Raw genomic sequence first — 19481 nt, forward strand, 5'->3', positions numbered from 1 at the left:
GCACCCGTTCCCGGCGTCGGCGGTGCTGCCCGGCCGATGCGCCCGGAGGCCGGGTGTGCCGGACCGTTATGTTGATCGGGACATCCGGCAGGCGGAGGTGGCATGCGGACGGCTGAAGAACGGGCCGGGGAGGCGGAAGTCCCCGAAGCGGACACGGCGGCGACCGACGACGCCGCCCCCGGCTGGCACCGGCGCTGGCCGCTGCTGCTGCTGGGCGCGGCCACCGTTCCGGGCGTGGTGCTCTACCTCGTGGGGCGGTGGGCGGAGACACCGGCGGGGCAGGCGTGGCGGACCGTCTGTCTGGCCGTGACGGTGCAGGCGCTGCCCTTCCTCCTGCTGGGCACGGCCCTGTCCGGTGCCATCAACGCCTTCGTCCCGGCGCGGGTCTTCACCCGGGTGCTGCCGCGCCGGCCGGTGCTCGCGGTACCGGTGGCCGGTGCGGCGGGGGTCGTGCTGCCGGGCTGTGAGTGTGCCTCGGTGCCGGTGGCGAGCAGCCTCATCGGGCGGGGCGTCGCGCCTGCGGCCGCGTTCGCGTTCCTGTTGTCGGCGCCCGCGATCAATCCGGTGGTGCTGACGGCCACCGCGGTCGCCTTCCCCGGTCAGCCGGCCATGGTCGCCGCCCGGCTGCTGGCCTCGCTGGGCACCGCGTCGGTGATGGGCTGGCTGTGGCTGTGGCGGGGGCGGCCCGAGTGGCTGCGGCCGGTCGCACGGCACAGCGGCCATCGGCCGGGGGGCAGCCGCTGGCGGGAGTTCCGGGTCGGTTTCCAGCACGACTTCCTGCACGCGGGCGGTTTCCTGGTGGTGGGCGCGATGGCGGCGGCCACGTTCAATGTGGCAGTGCCCCGTTCCGTGCTGGACGCGTTCTCCGGATCCTTCTGGCCGTCGCTCCTGTTCCTGGCCGGGCTGGCGATCGTGCTGGCGGTGTGTTCGGAGGCGGACGCGTTCGTGGCGGCCTCGCTCAGCGGATTCCCACCGGTCGCGCGGCTGGCGTTCATGGTGGTCGGCCCGATGGTCGATCTGAAGCTCATCGCCCTGCAGGCGGGCACGTTCGGCCGGGCGTTCGCGGTCCGGTTCTCCGCCGCGACCGTGGCCGTGGCGGTACTGGCCAGCGCACTGACCGGAGGAGCACTGCTGTGAGACGCCCGGTACCGACGATCCTGCTGCTCCTCTGCGGCACCGGCCTGCTGCGCATCGCGCTGTTCACCGATCTGTACCTGCGGTACGTCAAGGAGGGCATGCGCCCGCTGCTCATCGCGTCCGGTGTGCTGCTGGTCCTGCTGGGAGCGGCGGACGCGGTGTCGTACGTGCGGCGTCGCGGGAACGGCGCACCCGCGGACCGCGGCGACCAGAGCGGGCCCGGCGAGCGCGGCGACCAGGAGGGGCACAGCGACCAGGAGGGCCACGGCGGCCACGGCCATGGTCACCCTCACTCCGGTGCGCCCCGTGCCGCGTGGCTGCTGTTCCTCCCGGTTCTCAGCCTGGTGCTGTGGGCCCCGCCCGCCCTCGGCGCGTACACCGCGTCCCGCCAGCCGCCCAGGGCCGTCACGCAGCAGAGCGCGTTCGACCCGCTGCCGGCGGCCTCGCCCCTCCCCCTCACGCTCTGGGACTTCATCCGCCGCGTCCAGCAGGACCCCACGCGGGCCATCGAGGGCCGCACCGTGCGGATGACGGGTTTCGCCACCCCCGGCAAGCGGGGCGGCGGCTGGTTCCTGAACCGCATCATGATCTCCTGCTGCGCGGCGGACGCCCAGTCCGTGCGGGTGCGGATCTTCGGCGCCCCTGCCCCGGCGGCCGGCACCTGGGTGACCGTCACCGGCACCTGGCACTCCGGTGGCGCCCTCGGCACGGCTTCCGCATCCGTCGCGCTCGATGCCCGTTCCGTGCACAGGGTGGCCAAGCCGGCGAACGCGTACACCGACGCCCTCCCGCTCACCCCCTCACGGTGAACCGGGCGGCCGTCCGCCGTTGCCCGGCGCGGACGGTGCTCACCGGCCGCTCCTCATGACACCGGGCAGCTCCCCCGCGTGGGCCGTCAGAGTGAGCCGGACGTGGCGGCCCTCGCTCCGCAGCCAGTAGCGCCTGCGCTGGACGCCGGGGTCGAAGCGGCGCCTGCCGCGCCGGTGCGAGTGGGACATCCGGTGCCCGAAACCGGGGCGTCGGTCGCAGCTTAATGAAAATGAAAACCATCGTGTATTGTGTGGCGCATGGCCCGTAACGAACTGCGCCCGATCATCAAGCTGCGGTCCACCGCCGGCACCGGCTACACCTACGTGACCCGCAAGAACCGCCGTAACGACCCCGACCGGCTGACGCTGCGCAAGTACGACCCCGTCGCCGGCCGCCACGTCGACTTCCGTGAGGAGCGCTGAGAGCCGTGAAGCCCGGAATCCACCCCGCCTACCGTCCGGTCGTCTTCCGTGACCGGGCCGCCGGCTTCGCCTTCCTGACGCGCTCGACCGCCACGAGCGACAGGACCGTCCAGTGGGAGGACGGCCACACCTACCCGGTCATCGACGTCGAGATCTCCTCGGCGAGCCACCCCTTCTACACCGGGACCCAGCGCGTCCTGGACACCGCCGGACGGGTCGAGCGCTTCGAGCGGCGCTACGGCAGCGGACGGAGCGAGCGGTGAGCGGAGGACTGGCGCGGCTGCCGGTCGCGATCGTCGCCGGGTTGCACGCGGACGCCCGCCGTGCCGCCGTGGAGGAGATCCTGCGCTCGGTCCCCGGCGCGGTCGTGCTGCACCACGACCTGACGTCCGCCGTGGACGGCAGGGTGCGCCGCACCGTGCGCGACTCCGGCGGCCTGCTCGACCGCGGCGAAGCGCCGCTGGTCAACGGCTGCGCGTGCTGCGCGCTGCGGGAGGACCTCGTCCCCGAGCTGCTACGGCTCGCCGGAGAGGGCAGGCACCGGCTGGCCGTCGTGGAACTGTGGGACTCCGTCGAACCCCAGGCCATAGCCGGTGTCGTCACCGCCGCAGGCGCACCGCTGGCGCTGACCGGGGTCACCACCGCGGTCGACCCCGCGCTCCTCCTGCCCTGTCTGACCGACGGCGACGACCTGGCCGACGTGGGCCTCGCCGCCGCCGCGACGGACCGGCGCACCGTCGCCGACACCTTCGCCCGGCAACTGGAGTACCCCACGCTGCTCGCCGTCGCGGAGGACGGCTCAGCCGCCGGACCGGCGGAGGACCGCGACCACGCGCTGCTCTCCCAGCTCACGCCGGGCGCACGCCCGGTGCGCGTGGGCGACGGCCGGCTGGGAGTCGCGCTGCTGGAGGGCTTCGACGTCGCGGCGGCCGCCGCGCGCCTCCATCCGGCGTGCGCGCTGCTCCCGCAGGAGAGCGACGAGCACGGAGTGAGCACCTTCGTCTGGCGGCGCGCACGGCCCTTCCACCCGCAGCGCCTCCACGCGGCGCTGGAGGACCTGGCCTGTGCGGCCGCCCGCAGCCGCGGGCGCTTCTGGCTGGCCGACCGGCCCGACACCCTGCTGTCCTGGGACGCCGCGGGCGGCGCCCTGTGCGTGGAGTCGGTCGGGCCGTGGCTGGCGGCGCTGCCCGATGCCGCCTGGGAGATGGTGCCCGCCGAACGCCGTCTCGCCGCCTCGCTGGACTGGCACCCCGAACACGGCGACCGCTGCCAGTACCTCACCTTCACCTCACCGGGCCTGGACCGCGAAGGCCTGCCGGCTCTGCTCGACTCGTGCCTGCTCACCGACGACGAGTACGCGGCGGGCCGGGACTGCTGGCGGCGGCTCCCGCCCGCCTTCGACGACTTGCTCGACCCTGTGACCTGAAAGAGAGGACGGACCGCACCATGCCGAGCCGTACGACCGCCGGGCGCCGGGACGCCGCGCGCCGGCGCAACCCGCTGGACGCTGCCGGCATCACCCGCATCGACTACAAGGACACCGGCCTGCTGCGCAGGTTCATCTCCGACCGAGGGAAGATCCGCAGCCGCCGGGTGACCCGGCTGACGCGACGGCAACAGCGGCGACTGGCGCGCGCCGTGGCGAACGCGCGCGAGATGGCGCTCCTGCCCTACGGCTCCCGATAGCCGGGACGGCCGGCCACTTCCCGGACGCACCCTGGCGCTCAGCGGGCGAGCCAGTCGGCAGGGCCCATGACGATCACCGGGTGCCGGTCCGGGTCGAGGGTGCGCAGCAGGTCCTTCATGTGGGCCTTGGCGAGGCCGACGCAGCCGTGGGTGGGCCCGCCGTGGTCCACGTGCAGCCACACTCCCCCGCCGCGCTCCGGGCCGAGGGGCCTGGTCCAGTCCAACGGCGAGGTGCCGGGCCTGCGGTTGTAGTCGATGGCGACGACGTAGTCGAAGGAGCCTTCGAGCGACTCGCCCTCGAAGCCGGTTCCGGGCGAGCGGAATCCGCCCGAGCGGTGGTAGGGGAGCCTGCTGCCGGGGTCCGGAAGCAGGCCGCCGGCGTCGGAGAGGGTGTGGACGCCGATCGGGGAGCGCAGGTCGCCGGCCATGTGGTGGGCGCTCCAGCCGTGCAGGGCGTTGTGCGCGGGCCAGGCAGGGCCCGCCTGCCAGCCGGTGGGGGTGCGCCGGTGCAGGACGGCGGTGCAGCGCGGGGAGTTCCTGCCGCGCCCGGTGACGACGACGGCCTGCGCGCACCGCCCGGGTATCGCCGCGGACCGCTCGGGGCCGAGACCGGGGATGCCCTGCGGCGCCGGCGCCGCGGACGTCTCGGGTACGGACGTCTCGGGTACGGGAGTCGGGCGGCGGGACGGCCTGCGGCGCTCGGTCGCCTCGGCTCCGCCGCCGCAGCCGGTGAGCAGCAGCGGGGAGGCGAGGAGAGCGAGGGCGGTTCTGCGCTGGATCATGAGCCGACCCTGGCCGACGGTTGTGTGGAACCGGTCAGGGTGCGGCGGTGGTTCGGCTCGCCCGGCGCGCAGGGCGTCGACGGGGCCGTGCGCCCGGACGCGGCGCCGCCGGGGTCACCGGCGCGGTGGGCGGTGCGCGGCCGGGGGGCTGCCCGCAGGGGCGTCGGGCGCGCGCTCCTCGGGCGGCGGATCGGCCGGGCGCCGTTCCCGTGGGCCGGGGCCCGTCACTCCCCCGGCCCGGCACGTCGCGCCGCGTCGCCGCCCGGTGGCGGGGGTGCGCCGCGTTAGGCTCGCGGGACCGTCCGCGACCCGAGAGGGGCCCGACCGTGAGTGTGCGCCTGCGCCGCGTCTACGAACCGCCCGAGCCCGACGACGGCCTGCGCGTGCTGGTCGACCGGCTGTGGCCGCGCGGCCTCGCCAAGGACGCCGCCCGGGTGGACGAGTGGCCCAAGGGGCTGACCCCGTCGGACGAGCTGCGCAAGTGGTACCACGCGGGCGAGGGCCCGTACGAGGAGTTCCGCCGCCGGTACTCGGCGGAGCTGGACGCGCCGGAGGCCGCCGAACTCCTCGACGGCCTGCGCGCGTCGGCCCGCGCGGGGCGGGTGACCCTGCTGACGGCGTCGAAGAGGCCCGAGTCGAGCCATGCGCAGGTGCTGGTGGAGCTGCTGGGCGGCTGAGTTCAGCCCGTCTGCCGGGCCGCGTGCCGGCCCGCGGCCCGTCCCGAGAACAGGCAGCCGCCGAGGAAGGTGCCCTCCAGGGCGTTGTAGCCGTGGACACCGCCGCCGCCGAACCCTGCCACCTCGCCCGCCGCGTACAGGCCGTCGATCGGGGTGCCGTCGGCGCCGAGGGCACGGGAGTCGAGGTCGGTCTGGATGCCGCCGAGGGTCTTGCGGGTGAGGACGCGCAGCCGGACCCCGATGAGGGGACCGGCGGCCGGGTCCAGGAGGCGGTGCGGGGCGGCGACCCGGCCGAGCCGGTCGCCGATGTAGCGGCGGGCGTTGCGGATGCCCTGGATCTGGGCGTCCTTGCTGTACGGGTTGGCGATCTGCAGGTCGCGGGCCTCGATCTGGCGGCGGACCTCGGCCGGGTCCAGCAGCGCCTCGCCGGTGAGGGCGTTCATCCTGTCGACCAGCTGTTCCAGGCCGGCGGCGGTGACGAAGTCGGCGCCGTGGTCGAGGAAGGCGCGCACCGGTCCGGGGGCGCCCTTGCCGAGCAGCCGGTCGCGCAGCACGGCCTTGCGGTCCCCGGCGGTGATGTCGGGGTTCTGCTCGGAGCCGGACAGCGCGAACTCCTTCTCGACGATCTTCCGGGTGAGGATGAACCAGGAGTGGTCGTAGCCGGCGATGTCCTCGGTGGTGCGCAGGTACCTGAGGGTGCTGAGGGTGTCGTAGCCGGGCAGGCAGGGGTCGGGCAGCCGGCGGCCGAGGGCGTCGAGCCAGACGGAGGACGGGCCGGGCAGGATGCGGATGCCGTGGCCGGGCCAGACGGGGTTCCAGTTCTGCAGGCCCTCGGTGTAGTGCCACATGCGGTCGCGGTTCACGAGCCGGACGCCGGCCTCGGCGCTGATGTCGAGCATCCGGCCGTCCACGTAGGCCGGGACCCCGGTGACCATCTCGGCGGGGGGTGTGCCGAGCCGTTCGGGCCAGTGCCGGCGGACGATGTCGTGGTCGGCGCCGATGCCGCCGGTGGTGACGACGACGGCCTGGGCGGTGAGGGAGAAGTCGCCGATCCGGTCGCGGCCCGAGGCGACGCCGCGCGGGGAGTCGTCGGGGGCGAGGACGGCGCCGCGCACACCGCGTGCCGTGCCGTTCTCGACGACCAGCTCGTCCACCCGGTGGCGGTGGTGGAACGTGAGCAGCCCGTCCCGGGCGGCCTGCCGGGCGTACCGGACGAAGGGCTCGACCACGCCGGTGCCGGTGCCCCAGGCGATGTGGAAGCGCGGGACGGAGTTGCCGTGTCCGTCGGCCCGCAGGTCGCCGCGCTCGGCCCAGCCGACGGTGGGCAGCAGTTCGATGCCGTGCCCCCGGAGCCAGGACCGCTTCTCGCCGGCGGCGAACTCGACGTAGGCGCGGGCCCAGCGGACTGCCCAGGAGTCCTCGTCCTGGAGGCGGTCGAACTGGGCGCTGCCCCGCCAGTCGGTCCAGGCGAGCTCGAAGGAGTCCTTGATGCCGAGGCGCCGCTGTTCCGGCGAGTCGACGAGGAAGAGGCCCCCGAAGGACCAGAACGCCTGGCCGCCGAGGTTGGCGGCGTTCTCCTGGTCGACCAGGGCCACCCGGCGGCCCCGGCTGGTGATTTCGTGGGCCGCGACCAGGCCGGCGAGCCCCGCTCCGACGACGATGACGTCCGCGTCCATGGCGACTGTGTCCTTTCCGAGGGTCATGCCGGGGTACGGCTGCCGTCCGTGAGCAGGGCGGTCAGCAGCTGCTTCAGCCAGGCGCGGGCGGCCTCGACGTCCTTGTCCAGCAGCAGTTGGGTGGTGACCCCGTCGTATGCGGCGACCACGGCGCGCGCGGCGCCGTCCGCGTCGCCCAGGACGGCGGGGAGTCCGGTGCGGCCACGGGCCCGGGAGAGCCGGCCGGCGACGGCACGCCGGAGCCGGGCGCGGTGGTCGAGGAGGGCGCGGGCGACGGCCGGGTCGCGGGCGGCGTGCACCAGGAAGTCGGTCTTCACCAGCAGCCAGTCCACGTCGAGCAGCAGCGCCTCGCTCACCCGGTCGACGGCGGCGGGCACGTCGAGGCCGGGTCCGTCCTGGGCGAGCGCGTCGGCCACCTGGGAGGCGATGAGGTCGGCGCGTCGGCGGTACAGGGCGAAGAACAGCTCGTCGAGGGTCGTGAAGTTCGAGTAGAAGGCGCCCCGGCTGTATCCGGCCGCCTCGCAGACCTCCTCGATGGAGACCCGGCCGAACCCCTTGGCGGCGAACACCGCGAAGGCGGCGTCGAGCAGCCGGGCGCGGGTGCGGATCCGGCGCCGCGTGACGCGCCTGGGTGTGTCTTCGCCCGGCACCGGGGGCTCCCGTCCTGGATCGTCCGGTCGTCCGCACCACGGTCGTCCGGTCACCGGCATCGCTGGATACGCGAATGTATCGGATGCATCGGTGTATCGAAAGGGGCGGCGCGGCGGACGGAAGATCACGAAATGGAACGTGCATTCGAATGCGGAGTACGCTGGGGGCATGGCCACGCACCTCCAGGGGTCCCTGTTCGACCAGAGCGACGAGCTGCGGCTCGGCCCGCTCGACGGGCTGTGCCGGACCGTGCTCGGCGAAGGCGCCTGGATCGACGTCCTGCCGGGCTGGCTGAGCGGGGCCGACGCCCTGTTCGAGATGCTGGCGGCCGAGGTGCCGTGGCGGGCCGAACGCCGGAAGATGTACGACAACGTGGTCGCCGTCCCCCGCCTGCTGGCGTTCTACGGCGCGCAGGACCCGCTCCCCCACCCCGTCCTGGACGAGGCCCGCACCGCCCTGTCGCGCCACTACGCCGAGGAGCTGGGCGAACCGTTCACCACCGCCGGACTGTGCTTCTACCGCGACGGCCGGGACAGCGTGGCCTGGCACGGCGACCGGATCGGCCGGGGCGCCCGCGAGGACACCATGGTGGCGATCCTCTCCGTGGGCGCGCCCCGGGACCTGCTGCTGCGCCCGGCCGGCGGAGGCGGCGGCACACTGCGGCGGCCTCTCGGCCACGGCGACCTCATCGTGATGGGCGGCTCCTGCCAGCGCACCTGGGAACACTGCGTCCCCAAGACCAGCCGGGCCGCGGGGCCGCGCATCAGCATCCAGTTCCGCCCGCACGGCGTGCACTGACGTCACCGCCGGGCACCGCCCGCGCCGACGTGGCCGCGGCCGCCCGGCGCTCTTGCGCGGGGCGGCGGCCCGTCTGATTGGCTGGGCCCGACGACCGCCGTCCAGGATGCGGGGAGATCATGAGGGCAGAGGTACGCCAGGTCGCCGACGGCGCCTATCTGGTGCACGGCCACCACACCAACTGGGTCATCCTCAAGGACGGCGACGCCGTCACGCTGGTGGACACGGGGTATCCCGGCGACCGGCAGGGGCTGCTGGAGTCCCTGGCTGCGGTGGGCAGTTCACCGGAGGCGGTCGTGGCCGTCCTCATCACCCACGCGCACAACGACCACCTGGGCTCGGCCGAGTACCTGCGCGCCGCCCACGGCACCCCGGTCCACCTGCACCCTGCCGAAGTCCCGCACGCACGCCGGGACTTCCTCCAGCAGGCCACCGTCGCCGACGTCGTCCGCAACGCCTGGCGGCCCGGCGTGCTGCCCTGGGCGGTGCACGTGGTCCGTGCCGGCGGCACGCAGAACCACCCCGTCACGGCGCCCGAGCCGCTCCCGGCCGACGGGCCGCTGGACCTGCCGGGGCGTCCCGTCCCGGTGCACACCCCCGGCCACACGGACGGCCACTGCGTCTACCACCTGCCCGGGGCCGGCCTCGTCGTCTCCGGGGACGCCCTGGTCAGCGGGCACGCCACCAGCCGTGTCAAGGGCCCGCAGCTGCTGCCCGGCTTCTTCCACCACGACCGCGCCCGGGCCCTGGCCTCCCTGGACACGATCGGCGCGCTCGACGGCGACACCCTGCTGCCCGGCCACGGCCCGGTCCACCACGGCCCGGTGCGGGCGGCGGTCGAACAGGCCCGGGAACGGGCCCGGGGGCGCGAGGGCAGGCGACCGTAGTCGCGCGGGCCACGGCCTTGCGGACCAGCGCGACGCACCCGGGGCGCCCGCGCTCCCGCTCGCCCTGCCCCGGGACACGGCCCTGGGTCCGCCGTCCCCGGAGCACCTCGTGCCGCTCCCCCGCGGCAACTCCCGGCAGGTCGTAGCGGTACGCGCACGCCGGTACGGCTGCCGCCTCGCCGGGTCCGCCCGGGGCGACTGCGCCACCCTGGTCCGGCGGGACGCGGGCGCCGGCGCGGCCTGTCCGGTCGGCGCCGGGACCGGTGGCCTGCACGCCCGGCTCGGCCCCGGGCGGCGGGAGCACGGCCTCGAACGGGCCCGGGACATCAGTGGGGAAGTGCCGGGGGCGTGCGGCGCGCCGCACCCGTCCGCCGCCAGGTCGCCTTCGGGCGTACAGGGCGCGGTCGGGAAGCCGGCCCGCGTCCCGCCCACCCGGCGCGCGAGCGGCACCGCGCCGCGCGCCGGATCCGCCGTCCGAGCAGCCTCCGGGCCCGCCGCGGCCGGGATGCGGACCGAGCGCTCCCCCGGCGGCGACACCGTCGCCTTCGCGCCCGAGGCCGCCGACCGCCGGACACCACCGGCAGCCGCCGCGGCTCACCGGCCCGGAGCGCCGAGAGGGAACCGGGCACGGCGGCTCCTCGGCCCGCGCAGGCGGAAGCCACCGCCCCGGCGCGGGTCACTCGTGCGGGACCACGGCCACCGGGCACTCGGCGTGGTGCAGCACCCCGTGCGCGACCGAGCCGATGCGGGCGCCGACGGCCGTGCGGTGGGCCCGGCGTCCGACGACCACCAGCTGGGCCCGGCCCGTCAGCGACAGCAGCACCTGCCCGGCGCTGCCCATCTCGACGTGCTCCGCCACCGGAACCTGCGGGAACCGCTCCCGCCACGGCCCGAGGGCCTCGGCCAGCGCCTGCTTCTCGTACGGTTCGAGACCGCCCGCCTCGTCCAGCAGCTTCAGCGAACCCGGGCTGTAGGCGAAGACCGGCGGCAGCGTCCACGCCCGGACGGCGCGGACGGCCGCCCCCCGCGCCGCCGCCGTCTCGAACGCGAACCGCAGCGCCGCCGCGCTGTCCTCCGGGCCGCCGTGCTGGCCGACCACGACGTCCCCCGCGGCCGCCTCCGCCGCCGGCCGGTCCCCGGCACGCACCAGCACCACGGGCCGGGCCGCCTCCGCGATCACCTGCTGGCCGACCGAGCCCAGCAGGAACCCGACGACCGGTCCGTGCCCGCGCGAGCCGAGCACCAGCATCTCGGCGTCGGCCGTCGCGGCGGCCAGCTCGTCCGCGGCCCCGCCCTCCACGACGTCGGTGCTCACCGTCAGCTCCGGATGCCGCTGTGCGACCGTGCGCACGGCCTCCGCCACGCCCTTGGACACCCACTCGCGCTGCGTCTCCCGGCCGGCGGCGGCGAGCGCCTCGGCGTACCGCCAGGCGTGCACCACCCGCAGGGGCAGCCGGCGCCGCACGGCCTCCCGGGCCGCCCATTCCAGCGCGGCCACGCTCTCCGCCGTACCGTCCACCCCTGCCGTGATCGGGCGTGCCATCCGTGGGCCTCCTCCGTGTCTGCCGTGTCTGCGCCGCTGCGGAGCCAGTCTTCCCTACGTTGCCGCCACGACCTTGCAGGGGGAGCAGACGCTCGGAGGGCACCGCGTTCCGCGTGCGCACCGCACCCCGGAGCTGATCACGGTCCGCCGCTTGCCGGAGCGGACCGGCGCGATCGAACATACGATGGGCTTCGAACCGGTGCGGTGGTCCCCGCGACACCGTCCCGCGGAACCGACGCCCGGGGTGGGAGACGTATGGCACAGGCCGCCGACGCAGCGCGGACCGTCATCCTGACCGTGGACGACGACCCGGGTGTCTCCCGTGCCGTCGCCCGCGACCTCAGGCGGCGCTACGGCGAGTCGTACCGGATCGTGCGCGCGGAGTCCGGTGAGTCCGCGCTGGAGGCGCTGCGCGAGCTGAAGCTGCGCGGCGACCTGGTGGCGGTGATCCTGGCCGACTACCGGATGCCGCGGATGAACGGCATCGAGTTCCTGGAGCACGCGCTGGACGTGTATCCGGGGGCGCGCCGGGTGCTGCTGACCGCGTACGCGGACACCGAGGCGGCGATCGACGCGATCAACGTGGTGGACCTGGACCACTACCTGCTCAAGCCGTGGGACCCGCCGGAGGAGAAGCTCTATCCGGTCCTGGACGACCTGCTGGAGGCGTGGCGGAACAGCGCCTACAAGCCGGTGCCCAGCACCAAGGTGGTGGGCCACCGCTGGTCGGCGCGCTCCTCGGACGTGCGCGAGTTCCTGGCCCGCAACCAGGTGCCCTACCGCTGGTACTCGGTGGAGGAACCGGAGGGGCGGCGGCTGCTGGCGGCGGCCGGGCAGGACGGGCAGCGGCTGCCGGTGGTGATCACCCCGGACTGCACGGTCCTGGTCGAGCCCGAGGCGCCCGAGCTGGCCGCGCGGGTCGGCCTCGCGACGACGCCCGCGGCCGACTTCTACGACCTGGTCGTGATCGGCGGCGGGCCGGCCGGACTCGGCGCCGCCGTGTACGGGGCCTCGGAGGGCCTGCGGACCGTGCTGGTGGAGCGGTCGGCGACCGGCGGGCAGGCCGGGCAGAGCTCCCGGATCGAGAACTACCTCGGCTTCCCCGACGGCGTCTCCGGCGCCCAGCTCACCGACCGGGCGCGGCGGCAGGCCGCCAAGTTCGGCGCCGAGATCCTGACCGCGCGGGAGGTGACCGGCCTGGAGGCCAGCGGCGCCGCGCGGGTCGTACGGTTCGCGGACGGCTCCGCGATCGCGGCGCACAGCGTCATCCTGGCGACGGGCGTGCAGTACCGGCAGCTGGAGGCCGCGGGCTGCACCGATCTGACCGGCTGCGGGGTGTTCTACGGTTCGGCGCTGACCGAGGCGGCCTCCTGCCAGGGCCAGGACGTGTACATCGTCGGCGGCGCCAACTCGGCGGGCCAGGCGGCGATGCACCTGTCCCGGGTGGCGAAGTCGGTGACGCTGCTGGTGCGCGGCCCGGACCTGTCGGCGTCCATGTCGCACTACCTCATCCAGCAGATCAACGAGACGAAGAACATCTCGGTGCGCTGCCGCACGGAGGTCGACCAGGCGCACGGGTCGGACCGCCTGCGGCAGCTGACCCTGCGTCACACACTGACCGGGGAGACCGAACGGGTCGACGCCCAGTGGATGTTCGTGTTCATCGGCGCCGCCCCGCTGACCGACTGGCTGGACGGGACGGTGCTGCGCGACGGGCGCGGGTTCATCCTGGCGGGGCCCGACCTGACCGCCGACGGACGCCCCCCGGCCGGCTGGGAGCTGGACCGCCCGCCGTACCACCTGGAGACCAGCGTGCCCGGCGTGTTCGTGGCGGGTGACGCGCGCGCCGAGTCGGCCAAGCGGGTCGCGTCCGCCGTCGGAGAGGGAGCCATGGCCGTGATGCTCGTCCACCGGTATCTGGAGCAGTCGTGAGCGGGCAGGTCGTGGCGTGCAGCCCGCAGGAGATCGGCTCGCTGTTCCTGTTCGAGAAGCTGAGCCCCGAGCAGCTGGGCCGGCTGTGCAGCCAGGGCCGGGTGGAGCTGTTCCAGCCCGGCCCGGTGTACACCGAGGGCGACCCCGCCACCTGCTTCTTCGTGATGATCGAGGGCACGGTGGTGCTGTCCCGCCGGGTCGGCGGCGACGACGTGGAGGTCACCCGGACCTCGCAGCCGGGCGTGTACGCGGGCGCGATGCAGGCCTACCTCGGCGACCGGGTGCGGCAGGTCTACAACAACTCGATGCGGGTCACCGAGCCGACGCGGTTCTTCGTGCTGCCGGCGGACCTCTTCGCGGACGTCATGCGGGAGTGGTTCCCGATGGCCGTCCACCTGCTGGAGGGCCTGTTCTTCGGCTCGAAGAACACCCAGGCCATGATCGGGCAGCGGGAGCGGCTGCTGGCGCTCGGCTCGTTGTCGGCGGGGCTCACCCACGAGCTGAACAACCCGGCCGCGGCGGCCGTCCGGGCCACCTCGACCCTGCGGGAGCGGGTGGCGAAGATGCGGCACAAGCTCGCCGTGATCACCGAGGGGCCGTTCTCCCGCGACACGCTGGCCCGCCTGATCGAGATCCAGGAGCGCACCGCCGAGCGGGTGGCCAAGGCCCCGGCGCTCAGCCCGCTGGAGGCCAGCGACCGGGAGGACCTGCTCACCGACTGGCTGGAGGACCACGGCGTCGGCCACGCCTGGCAGGTGGCGCCCACCTTCGTGCAGGCCGGACTGGACGTCGACTGGCTGGAGCAGGTCGCGGCCGTCGTGGACGAGGACATCCTGCCGAACGCGGTCGGCTGGCTGAACTACACCATCGAGACCGAGCTGCTGATGAACGAGATCGAGGACTCCACCACCCGCATCTCGCACCTGGTCGACGCGGCGAAGCAGTACTCGCAGCTGGACCGGGCGCCGTACCGGGTGGTGGACGTGCACGAGCTCCTCGACAGCACCCTGCTGATGCTCTCCGGGAAGTTCGACCCGGGCATCCGCGTCGTCAAGGAGTACGACCGCACGCTGCCGCCGGTGCCCGCCTATCCGGCGGAGCTCAACCAGGTGTGGACCAATCTCGTCGACAACGCCGTCTCCGCCATCAGGAGCGCCGGCGGCGAGGGCACGCTGACGGTGCGGACCGCGCGCGACCACGAGCGGCTGCTGGTGGAGTTCCGGGACACCGGGACCGGTGTGCCGCCCGAGATCAAGGACCGGATCTTCGACCCGTTCTTCACCACCAAACCGGTCGGCGAGGGCACCGGGCTCGGCCTGGACATCTCCTGGCGGATCGTGGTCGACAAGCACCACGGCACCCTGCGGGTCGAGTCGGTGCCCGGCGACACCCGCTTCCAGGTGCTGCTGCCCCTGACCGCCGCCACCCCCGACGAGGAGCCGGCATGAACGACGTCGACGGAATCGACCCCCGTGTCCCGCCCAGCGGCACGGGCTGCGCGGAGTGCGAGGAGGCGGGCGGCTGGTGGTTCCATCTGCGCCGCTGCGCGCAGTGCGGGCACATCGGCTGCTGCGACGACTCCCCCTCGAAGCACGCCACCGCCCACTTCCGGGAGACGGGGCATCCGCTGATCCGGAGCTTCGAACCGGGCGAGGGCTGGTTCTGGAACTACGCCACCGACGAGCTGTACGCCTCCGGACCCGAGCTGGCGCCCCCGGCCAGCCGGCCCCCGGAGCAGCCGGCCCCCGGGCCGGCGGGCCGGGTCCCGGACGACTGGGCACGGACGCTGCGCTGAGGCCGGCGGCGGGGGCTGAGCGGCCCCGGCGTGCGGATGCCCCGCGCGGGGCGGGGCATCCGGTGGCGCCGGGCTGTGCCGGGGCGTCCGTCAGCGGCGGGCGGCCGGGGTGTTGGCGGCGGTGACGTTGACCGCGGCCCACGACTTGTCGACCGTCTTGTACTCGGTGCTGCCGGCTCCGTACAGGTCCTTGGCCGCCTTCAGCGTGGCGACGCGCGCCTGGTGGAAGTCGGTCGTGGAGACCATGTAGCGGGTGAGGGCGCGGTAGTAGATCGCGGTCGCCTTGCTGCGGCCGATGCCCTTGACCGTGATCCCGTGGTACGTCGGCGAGTTGTAGGTGACGCTGCCGATCTTCTTCTTGCCGCTGCCCTCCGCGAGGAGGTAGTAGGCGTGCGAGGAGACACCCGAACCGGCGTGCACCTCGGTGAAGTAGGTGTCCGCGGACCAGTAGTCGATCGTGCCCTCGAGCTTGTCGAGCGACGGGTGGTCCAGACGGCGCAGGAACTTCTGGTCGAGGCCCAGCTTCTCGCCGACCAGGTAGTCCGGAGTGTCCTTGGCGTTGTTCGCGTAGAACTCGACGTTCGAGCCGAAGATGTCCGCGAGCGACTCGTTCAGCGAGCCGGGCTCGCCGTACTGGTTGCCGTCGGAGTCGACGATCGTCGGCTGCAGGTCGGCGGTCGCCTCCACCACGCCGTGGGTCAGCTCGTGACCGGTGACGTCGAGGACGACGAGCGGCTTCTTGAACACCTGGCCGTCGCCGTCGCCGTACAGCATGCAGGTGCAGGCGGGGTCCCAGAAGGCGTTCGGGACCTTCCTGCCCCAGTGGACCATCGCCTGGGCGGCCTTGCTGTTGTTGCGGATGCCCTTGCGCTTGAACGCGGACTTGTAGAAGTCCAGCGTCTTGGTGACGCCGTACTGGGCGTCGGCGGCGGCGCTGGCCCGGCTGGTGGTCTTGCCGTTGCCCCACACGTTGGTGGTGTTGGTGAACTTGGAGCCGGCGCTGAACTTCTGCGTCTCCGCCCCCTTGGCGTCGCGTGTCTCGGTGCCGTACCGGCTGGGGTCCTTGAGCTGGTAGTGGCCGCGCGAGGTCTGCGTGGTGGTGAGGCCGACGCTGCCCACGAAGAGGGTCTTGCCGGTGCCCTTGGCGGCCGACGGGTAGCTCGTGGCGCCGGAGACGCCGGAGCCGAGCAGGCCGGCCGTGGCGGAGGCGGATCCGGTGCCCGTGGCCGGGTCGAGGGTCTCGCCGCGCTCGCGCAGTGCGTCGAGCAGCTTCGGGGACAGGAACTCGTCCCGGGTCGGCGTGTTGCTGCGCACCTTGCCGGTCACCGCGTCGACGACGACGGTGCGGGAGCTGCCCTCGGCGGTCACGGTCACCTGGTAGGCGAGGGCGGAGGCGCCACCGCGGGCGTCCACCACGAGCTGGGCGCCGCCCGCGTCGCCCCCGGCCGCGCGGGCGGCCTTGGCGGCGGCCTGGGCCGCGGTCAGCTTCGCCTCGGAGGTGGCGGCCTCGACGGCGTGGCCGGCCGCGCGGGTCACGCCCGTGTAGCCGAGTCCCCGGTCGAGGTGGACGATGAGGTCGCCGCCGAGCACCGGCAGACCGTCGTGGGTGCGCACGAAGCGGACGTGGCGGCCGCCCTCGGGGTCGATCATGACGTCCCGGGCGTGCAGTTCGTCGCCCTCGGAGACGCCGGTCGCCGAGGCGTGCGCGAAGGCCGCGGTGCGCGCCGCCTCCACCACGACCGCGGCGTCCGGTGCGCTGGAGGCGGCGGGGCGCTCCACCCCCGCGGAGGCGCCCGCGAAAGCCGTGCCGGCCAGGCCCGTGGCAGCCGTCGTCACCGCGACGGCGACCGCCAGGGTGCGTATGTGCGGTCTACGCAATCTGATCAGGGTTCCTTCGTCCGAAGGCGGCGAGGACATCAACCGCCTTGAGGCGTGGCGCGGTTGGACGCCACGGGGGCCTGTCCGGCCCCAGGGGGCAACCCTTATGGATCAGTCATGTTCACGTAAAGCCGGAATGATCGATTTCGCGAACGTCTATGGCAATATTTTGCAAATGAACGCCACAGGGTGATCACAAGACCACCAACTGTGTGTCGGCTGTGGAGACGTCGCGGCCATCCCCTAGGTTCCCAGGGCGGAATGTGACTGATATCGCATCAGAAGCTGATGGGAGTGGGTGCCGGATGGTCTCAGCAACGGTGGGCCGGGGAGCGGTCCTCGGAGCGGTCGCGCTGTCGCTCCTCGCGGTACCCGCGCGGGCCGCGACCGGGGAGCCGGGCACCCCGGCGGCAGCGGCGCTCCCGGCGCCCGACACCGCGGGCCTGGCCGCGGTGCTGCGGTCGGCGGTGGACCGGGGCGCGCCGGGCGTCCTGGCCCGGATCGACGACCGGGGACGGACCTACCGGATGACGCGCGGCGTCGCGGACCGCGCCACCGGGCGGGCCATCAGCACGGCCGACCGGTTCCGGGTGGGCAGCGTCACCAAGACCTTCTCCGCCGTCGTCCTGCTGCAACTCGCCGACGAGAAGCGGCTGTCGCTCGACGCACCCGTCAACCGCTACCTGCCGGGGCTGCTGCCCGACGACCGCATCACGGTCCGTCACCTGCTCGGCCACCGCAGCGGGCTGTACGACTACACGAACGACATGTTCGCCAGCAGCGTCTCCGGCTTCGAGGCGGTGCGGAACAAGGTCTTCACCTACCGGCAGCTGGTCGCCCTCTCCCTGAAGAAGCCCCGCACCAACGCGCCCGGCGCCGCCTACGCGTACTCCAACACCAACTTCGTCGTCGCCGGGCTGCTCATCGAGAAGCTCACCGGGCACTCCGTCCGGACCGCGTACCAGAACCGGATCATCGCGCCGCTGCGGCTCACCGACACCTTCTACGTCCATCCGGACACCGCGATCCCCGGCCGGTACGCCCGCGGGTACCTGACGCCCGACGCGGCGGGCGCCCCGCTGGTCGACGCGACCGCCCAGACGGTGTCCTGGGCGCAGAGCGCGGGTGCGCTCATCTCCAGCGCGCGGGACCTCGATGTCTTCTACGGAGCCCTGCTGAGCGGGAAGCTGCTGTCCCCCGCGCGGCTCGCGGAGATGGAGCGGTTCGTCAAGGTGAACGGCACGACGGCGTACGGGCTCGGGCTGCGCCGGCGGGACCTGTCCTGCGGGGTGTCGGTGTACGGGCACACGGGCGCCGTGCAGGGCTACTACACGTACGCCTTCGCGACGAAGGACGGCGGCCGGAGCCTGACGGCCGTGGCCAACACCTCCAACAACGGCGCGGTGCTCGACACGCTGGCCGGAGCGCTGGAGTCGGCGTTCTGCGGGAAGCCGGAGGCGGGGTGAGCGAGGGCGCTCCCCCCGGGGCGGGCCCCCGCAGCGGTCAGGGGGTCGCGGGGTTCTGCAGGTGCCGGCGTGCGGCCAGGGCGAGGGCGGTCTCGACCAGGTCCGCGGGGCGCGACAGGGAACGGCCGGTCAGCCGCTCGTAGCGGCGCAGGCGGTTCAGCACGGTGTTGCGGTGGCAGTACAGCCGCCTGCTCGCCCGCTGGGCGGAGCCGTCGCACTCCAGCCAGGCGGTCAGGGTGGCCAGCAGCACGTCGGCGTCGGCCGGCTCCAGCCGGCCGAGCGGGCCGAAAGCCCGTTCGGCCAGCAGGGCGGCGAGTTCCGGGCAGGACACCAGGAGCGCCTCGGGGAGGCGGCCGTCGAGCCGCACGGTGCCGCCCGTGCCGGGGCACAGGCGCAGGGCGGTGTCCGCGGACCGGCGCGCCTCGCCGACGCGGGCCAGCCCGTCGACGGCGAGGCCGACGCCGACGCGCAGGCCCGGCGGCGGGCCGGCCGGTGCGGCGGCGAGGCCGTCGGCGGCCAGGACGATGCCGTGGTCCGTCTCCGGGCCGGTGTGCCAGTGCACCCGCGCGTCCCCGGGCAGCAGGGCGCGCACGGCGTCCGGGGACCGCGCTCCCGCGACGGCGACGACGACGTAGCGCCCCTGCTCGGGCAGGCCGAGGGCCTGTGCCGTCCCGGGCAGGTCGGCGATGCGCCCGGTGCCGTCGAGGAGGGCGGCGGCCAGCAGCCGCACCCGGTTCTCCCGCCGCCGCAGAAGCCGTTGTTCGGTCTGCCGGTAGGCGTCGGCGACGAGCGTGCAGTGCTCGTCGACGAAGTCCCAGACGTCTCCCGCCACATGCACCAGGAGCCGGACGTCCTCCGGGGCGGTGCGACAGGTGACGTCGACGAGTTCCTGCCACACCAGGGAGCCGCCCAGCCGGTAGGCGTGCAGCACGGCGTCCAGGGGCAGGCCCTGCTCGGCGCGGGCGACCCCGATGCGCCAGGAGCAGCTGCGCGCGGCGTCGCGGGTGCCGCGCGGGTCCAGCAGGGAGGCCACGCTGTGCCCCAGCGAGCGGTGCACCTCCTGCCGGATGCCCGGGTGGTCGTCGTCGAGCGCGGCCCGGTAGGCGGGTTCCCGCTCCCGCAGTGCGGCGACCAGCCGGTCGGTGAGGCCGGGCAGCTCGCGCAGCAGCGTGCGGGCGGCGCCGTGCAGCGCCCGCAGGGCGTCGGCGTCGACCAGCGACCGGGCCCGGGCTGCGCGCGGCCGGGGTGCGGGCTGCGCCCCCGGACGGAGGACGGGGCGTGGCCGTACGGCAGGGTGCATGGCGGTACTCCCCAGGCTCGGCTGACTCGTCGTTCAGGAAG

Annotated in this window: 19 protein-coding genes and 1 pseudogene; 13 read left to right on the top strand and 7 right to left on the bottom strand. The window is 74.3% G+C overall.

Annotated features, from left to right (window positions below; all coding sequences use genetic code 11):
* Positions 1-102: 102 nt before the first annotated feature.
* Positions 103-1137 (top strand): permease, encoded by a 1035-nt coding sequence (locus ABZ261_RS18010; protein WP_356860186.1) that lies wholly within the window; start codon positions 103-105, stop codon positions 1135-1137.
* Positions 1134-1946 (top strand): TIGR03943 family protein, encoded by an 813-nt coding sequence (locus tag ABZ261_RS18015; RefSeq protein WP_356860188.1) that lies wholly within the window; start codon positions 1134-1136, stop codon positions 1944-1946. The genes ABZ261_RS18010 and ABZ261_RS18015 overlap by 4 nt, the downstream gene beginning before the upstream one ends.
* A 75-nt stretch (positions 1947-2021) precedes the next feature.
* On the opposite strand, the pseudogene ABZ261_RS18020 reads toward ABZ261_RS18015, so the two are convergent.
* Positions 2022-2156, bottom strand: a pseudogene (locus ABZ261_RS18020) (bL28 family ribosomal protein); the annotation flags it as partial.
* Between the two features lie 48 nt (positions 2157-2204).
* Here ABZ261_RS18020 and rpmG point away from each other — a divergent pair.
* From rpmG to rpsR, 4 genes are read left to right on the top strand one after another with little or no spacing between them, the layout of a single operon-like run.
* Entirely contained in the window at positions 2205-2369 is a 165-nt protein-coding gene (gene rpmG, locus ABZ261_RS18025) for a 50S ribosomal protein L33 (RefSeq protein WP_017949758.1), read from the top strand.
* 5 nt (positions 2370-2374) lie between these two features.
* A complete protein-coding gene (locus ABZ261_RS18030; protein ID WP_356860191.1) occupies positions 2375-2632 on the top strand; it encodes a type B 50S ribosomal protein L31 in 258 nt (85 codons plus the stop codon).
* A complete protein-coding gene (locus ABZ261_RS18035; RefSeq protein ID WP_356860193.1) occupies positions 2629-3795 on the top strand; it encodes a GTP-binding protein in 1167 nt (388 codons plus the stop codon). The genes ABZ261_RS18030 and ABZ261_RS18035 overlap by 4 nt, the downstream gene beginning before the upstream one ends.
* A 20-nt stretch (positions 3796-3815) precedes the next feature.
* Entirely contained in the window at positions 3816-4055 is a 240-nt protein-coding gene (gene rpsR, locus ABZ261_RS18040) for a 30S ribosomal protein S18 (protein ID WP_356860195.1), read from the top strand.
* Between the two features lie 38 nt (positions 4056-4093).
* On the opposite strand, the gene ABZ261_RS18045 is transcribed toward rpsR, so the two are convergent.
* Entirely contained in the window at positions 4094-4837 is a 744-nt protein-coding gene (locus tag ABZ261_RS18045; RefSeq protein WP_356860196.1) for a L,D-transpeptidase family protein, read from the bottom strand.
* 326 nt (positions 4838-5163) lie between these two features.
* On the opposite strand from ABZ261_RS18045, the gene ABZ261_RS18050 reads away from it, so the two are divergent.
* Positions 5164-5514, top strand: a complete 351-nt coding sequence (locus ABZ261_RS18050) for a DUF488 family protein (protein ID WP_356860198.1) — start codon at positions 5164-5166, stop codon at positions 5512-5514.
* A 2-nt stretch (positions 5515-5516) separates the two neighbouring features.
* Here ABZ261_RS18050 and ABZ261_RS18055 read toward each other — a convergent pair whose 3' ends face one another.
* Both ABZ261_RS18055 and ABZ261_RS18060 read right to left on the bottom strand, forming a co-directional pair.
* Complete coding sequence (locus tag ABZ261_RS18055; RefSeq protein ID WP_356860200.1) at positions 5517-7190, bottom strand: FAD-binding dehydrogenase; 1674 nt, start codon at positions 7188-7190, stop codon at positions 5517-5519.
* 23 nt (positions 7191-7213) lie between these two features.
* On the bottom strand, positions 7214-7840 hold the full coding sequence (locus ABZ261_RS18060) for a TetR/AcrR family transcriptional regulator (RefSeq protein WP_356860202.1): 627 nt from the start codon (positions 7838-7840) through the stop codon (positions 7214-7216).
* A gap of 169 nt (positions 7841-8009) precedes the next feature.
* On the opposite strand from ABZ261_RS18060, the gene ABZ261_RS18065 reads away from it, so the two are divergent.
* Together ABZ261_RS18065 and ABZ261_RS18070 are read left to right on the top strand one after the other, a co-directional pair.
* Positions 8010-8639 carry an alpha-ketoglutarate-dependent dioxygenase AlkB gene (locus ABZ261_RS18065; protein WP_356860204.1) on the top strand — a complete coding sequence of 210 codons (630 nt, stop codon included), beginning with the start codon at positions 8010-8012 and terminating at the stop codon, positions 8637-8639.
* A gap of 119 nt (positions 8640-8758) precedes the next feature.
* Positions 8759-9526 (top strand): MBL fold metallo-hydrolase, encoded by a 768-nt coding sequence (locus tag ABZ261_RS18070; protein ID WP_356860206.1) that lies wholly within the window; start codon positions 8759-8761, stop codon positions 9524-9526.
* Positions 9527-10202: 676 nt separating this feature from the next.
* Here the strand turns inward: ABZ261_RS18070 and ABZ261_RS18075 are convergent.
* Positions 10203-11069 carry a universal stress protein gene (locus ABZ261_RS18075; protein ID WP_356860208.1) on the bottom strand — a complete coding sequence of 289 codons (867 nt, stop codon included), beginning with the start codon at positions 11067-11069 and terminating at the stop codon, positions 10203-10205.
* A gap of 255 nt (positions 11070-11324) precedes the next feature.
* Here ABZ261_RS18075 and ABZ261_RS18080 point away from each other — a divergent pair, with 255 nt between their 5' ends.
* The 3 genes from ABZ261_RS18080 to ABZ261_RS18090 are packed head-to-tail and all read left to right on the top strand — an operon-like array spanning position 11325 to position 14796.
* Positions 11325-13001 (top strand): FAD-dependent oxidoreductase, encoded by a 1677-nt coding sequence (locus ABZ261_RS18080; protein WP_356860210.1) that lies wholly within the window; start codon positions 11325-11327, stop codon positions 12999-13001.
* Positions 12998-14449 (top strand): ATP-binding protein, encoded by a 1452-nt coding sequence (locus tag ABZ261_RS18085; protein WP_356860212.1) that lies wholly within the window; start codon positions 12998-13000, stop codon positions 14447-14449. The genes ABZ261_RS18080 and ABZ261_RS18085 overlap by 4 nt, the downstream gene beginning before the upstream one ends.
* Complete coding sequence (locus tag ABZ261_RS18090; RefSeq protein ID WP_356860214.1) at positions 14446-14796, top strand: UBP-type zinc finger domain-containing protein; 351 nt, start codon at positions 14446-14448, stop codon at positions 14794-14796. The genes ABZ261_RS18085 and ABZ261_RS18090 overlap by 4 nt, the downstream gene beginning before the upstream one ends.
* A 90-nt stretch (positions 14797-14886) precedes the next feature.
* Here the strand turns inward: ABZ261_RS18090 and ABZ261_RS18095 are convergent, their stop codons facing one another.
* The gene (locus tag ABZ261_RS18095) at positions 14887-16674 is read right to left on the bottom strand and encodes a M4 family metallopeptidase (RefSeq protein WP_356860216.1); all 1788 of its coding nucleotides are present in this window, start codon (positions 16672-16674) and stop codon (positions 14887-14889) included.
* Positions 16675-16979: 305 nt separating this feature from the next.
* On the opposite strand from ABZ261_RS18095, the gene ABZ261_RS18100 reads away from it, so the two are divergent.
* Positions 16980-18140 (top strand): serine hydrolase domain-containing protein, encoded by a 1161-nt coding sequence (locus ABZ261_RS18100; protein WP_356860218.1) that lies wholly within the window; start codon positions 16980-16982, stop codon positions 18138-18140.
* Positions 18141-18177: 37 nt separating this feature from the next.
* On the opposite strand, the gene ABZ261_RS18105 is transcribed toward ABZ261_RS18100, so the two are convergent.
* Complete coding sequence (locus ABZ261_RS18105) at positions 18178-19440, bottom strand: helix-turn-helix domain-containing protein (protein ID WP_356860220.1); 1263 nt, start codon at positions 19438-19440, stop codon at positions 18178-18180.
* Between the last annotated feature and the right edge of the window lie 41 nt (positions 19441-19481).

This window comes from Streptomyces sp. NPDC006193, assembly GCF_040613915.1.
Lineage (GTDB): Bacteria > Actinomycetota > Actinomycetes > Streptomycetales > Streptomycetaceae > Streptomyces.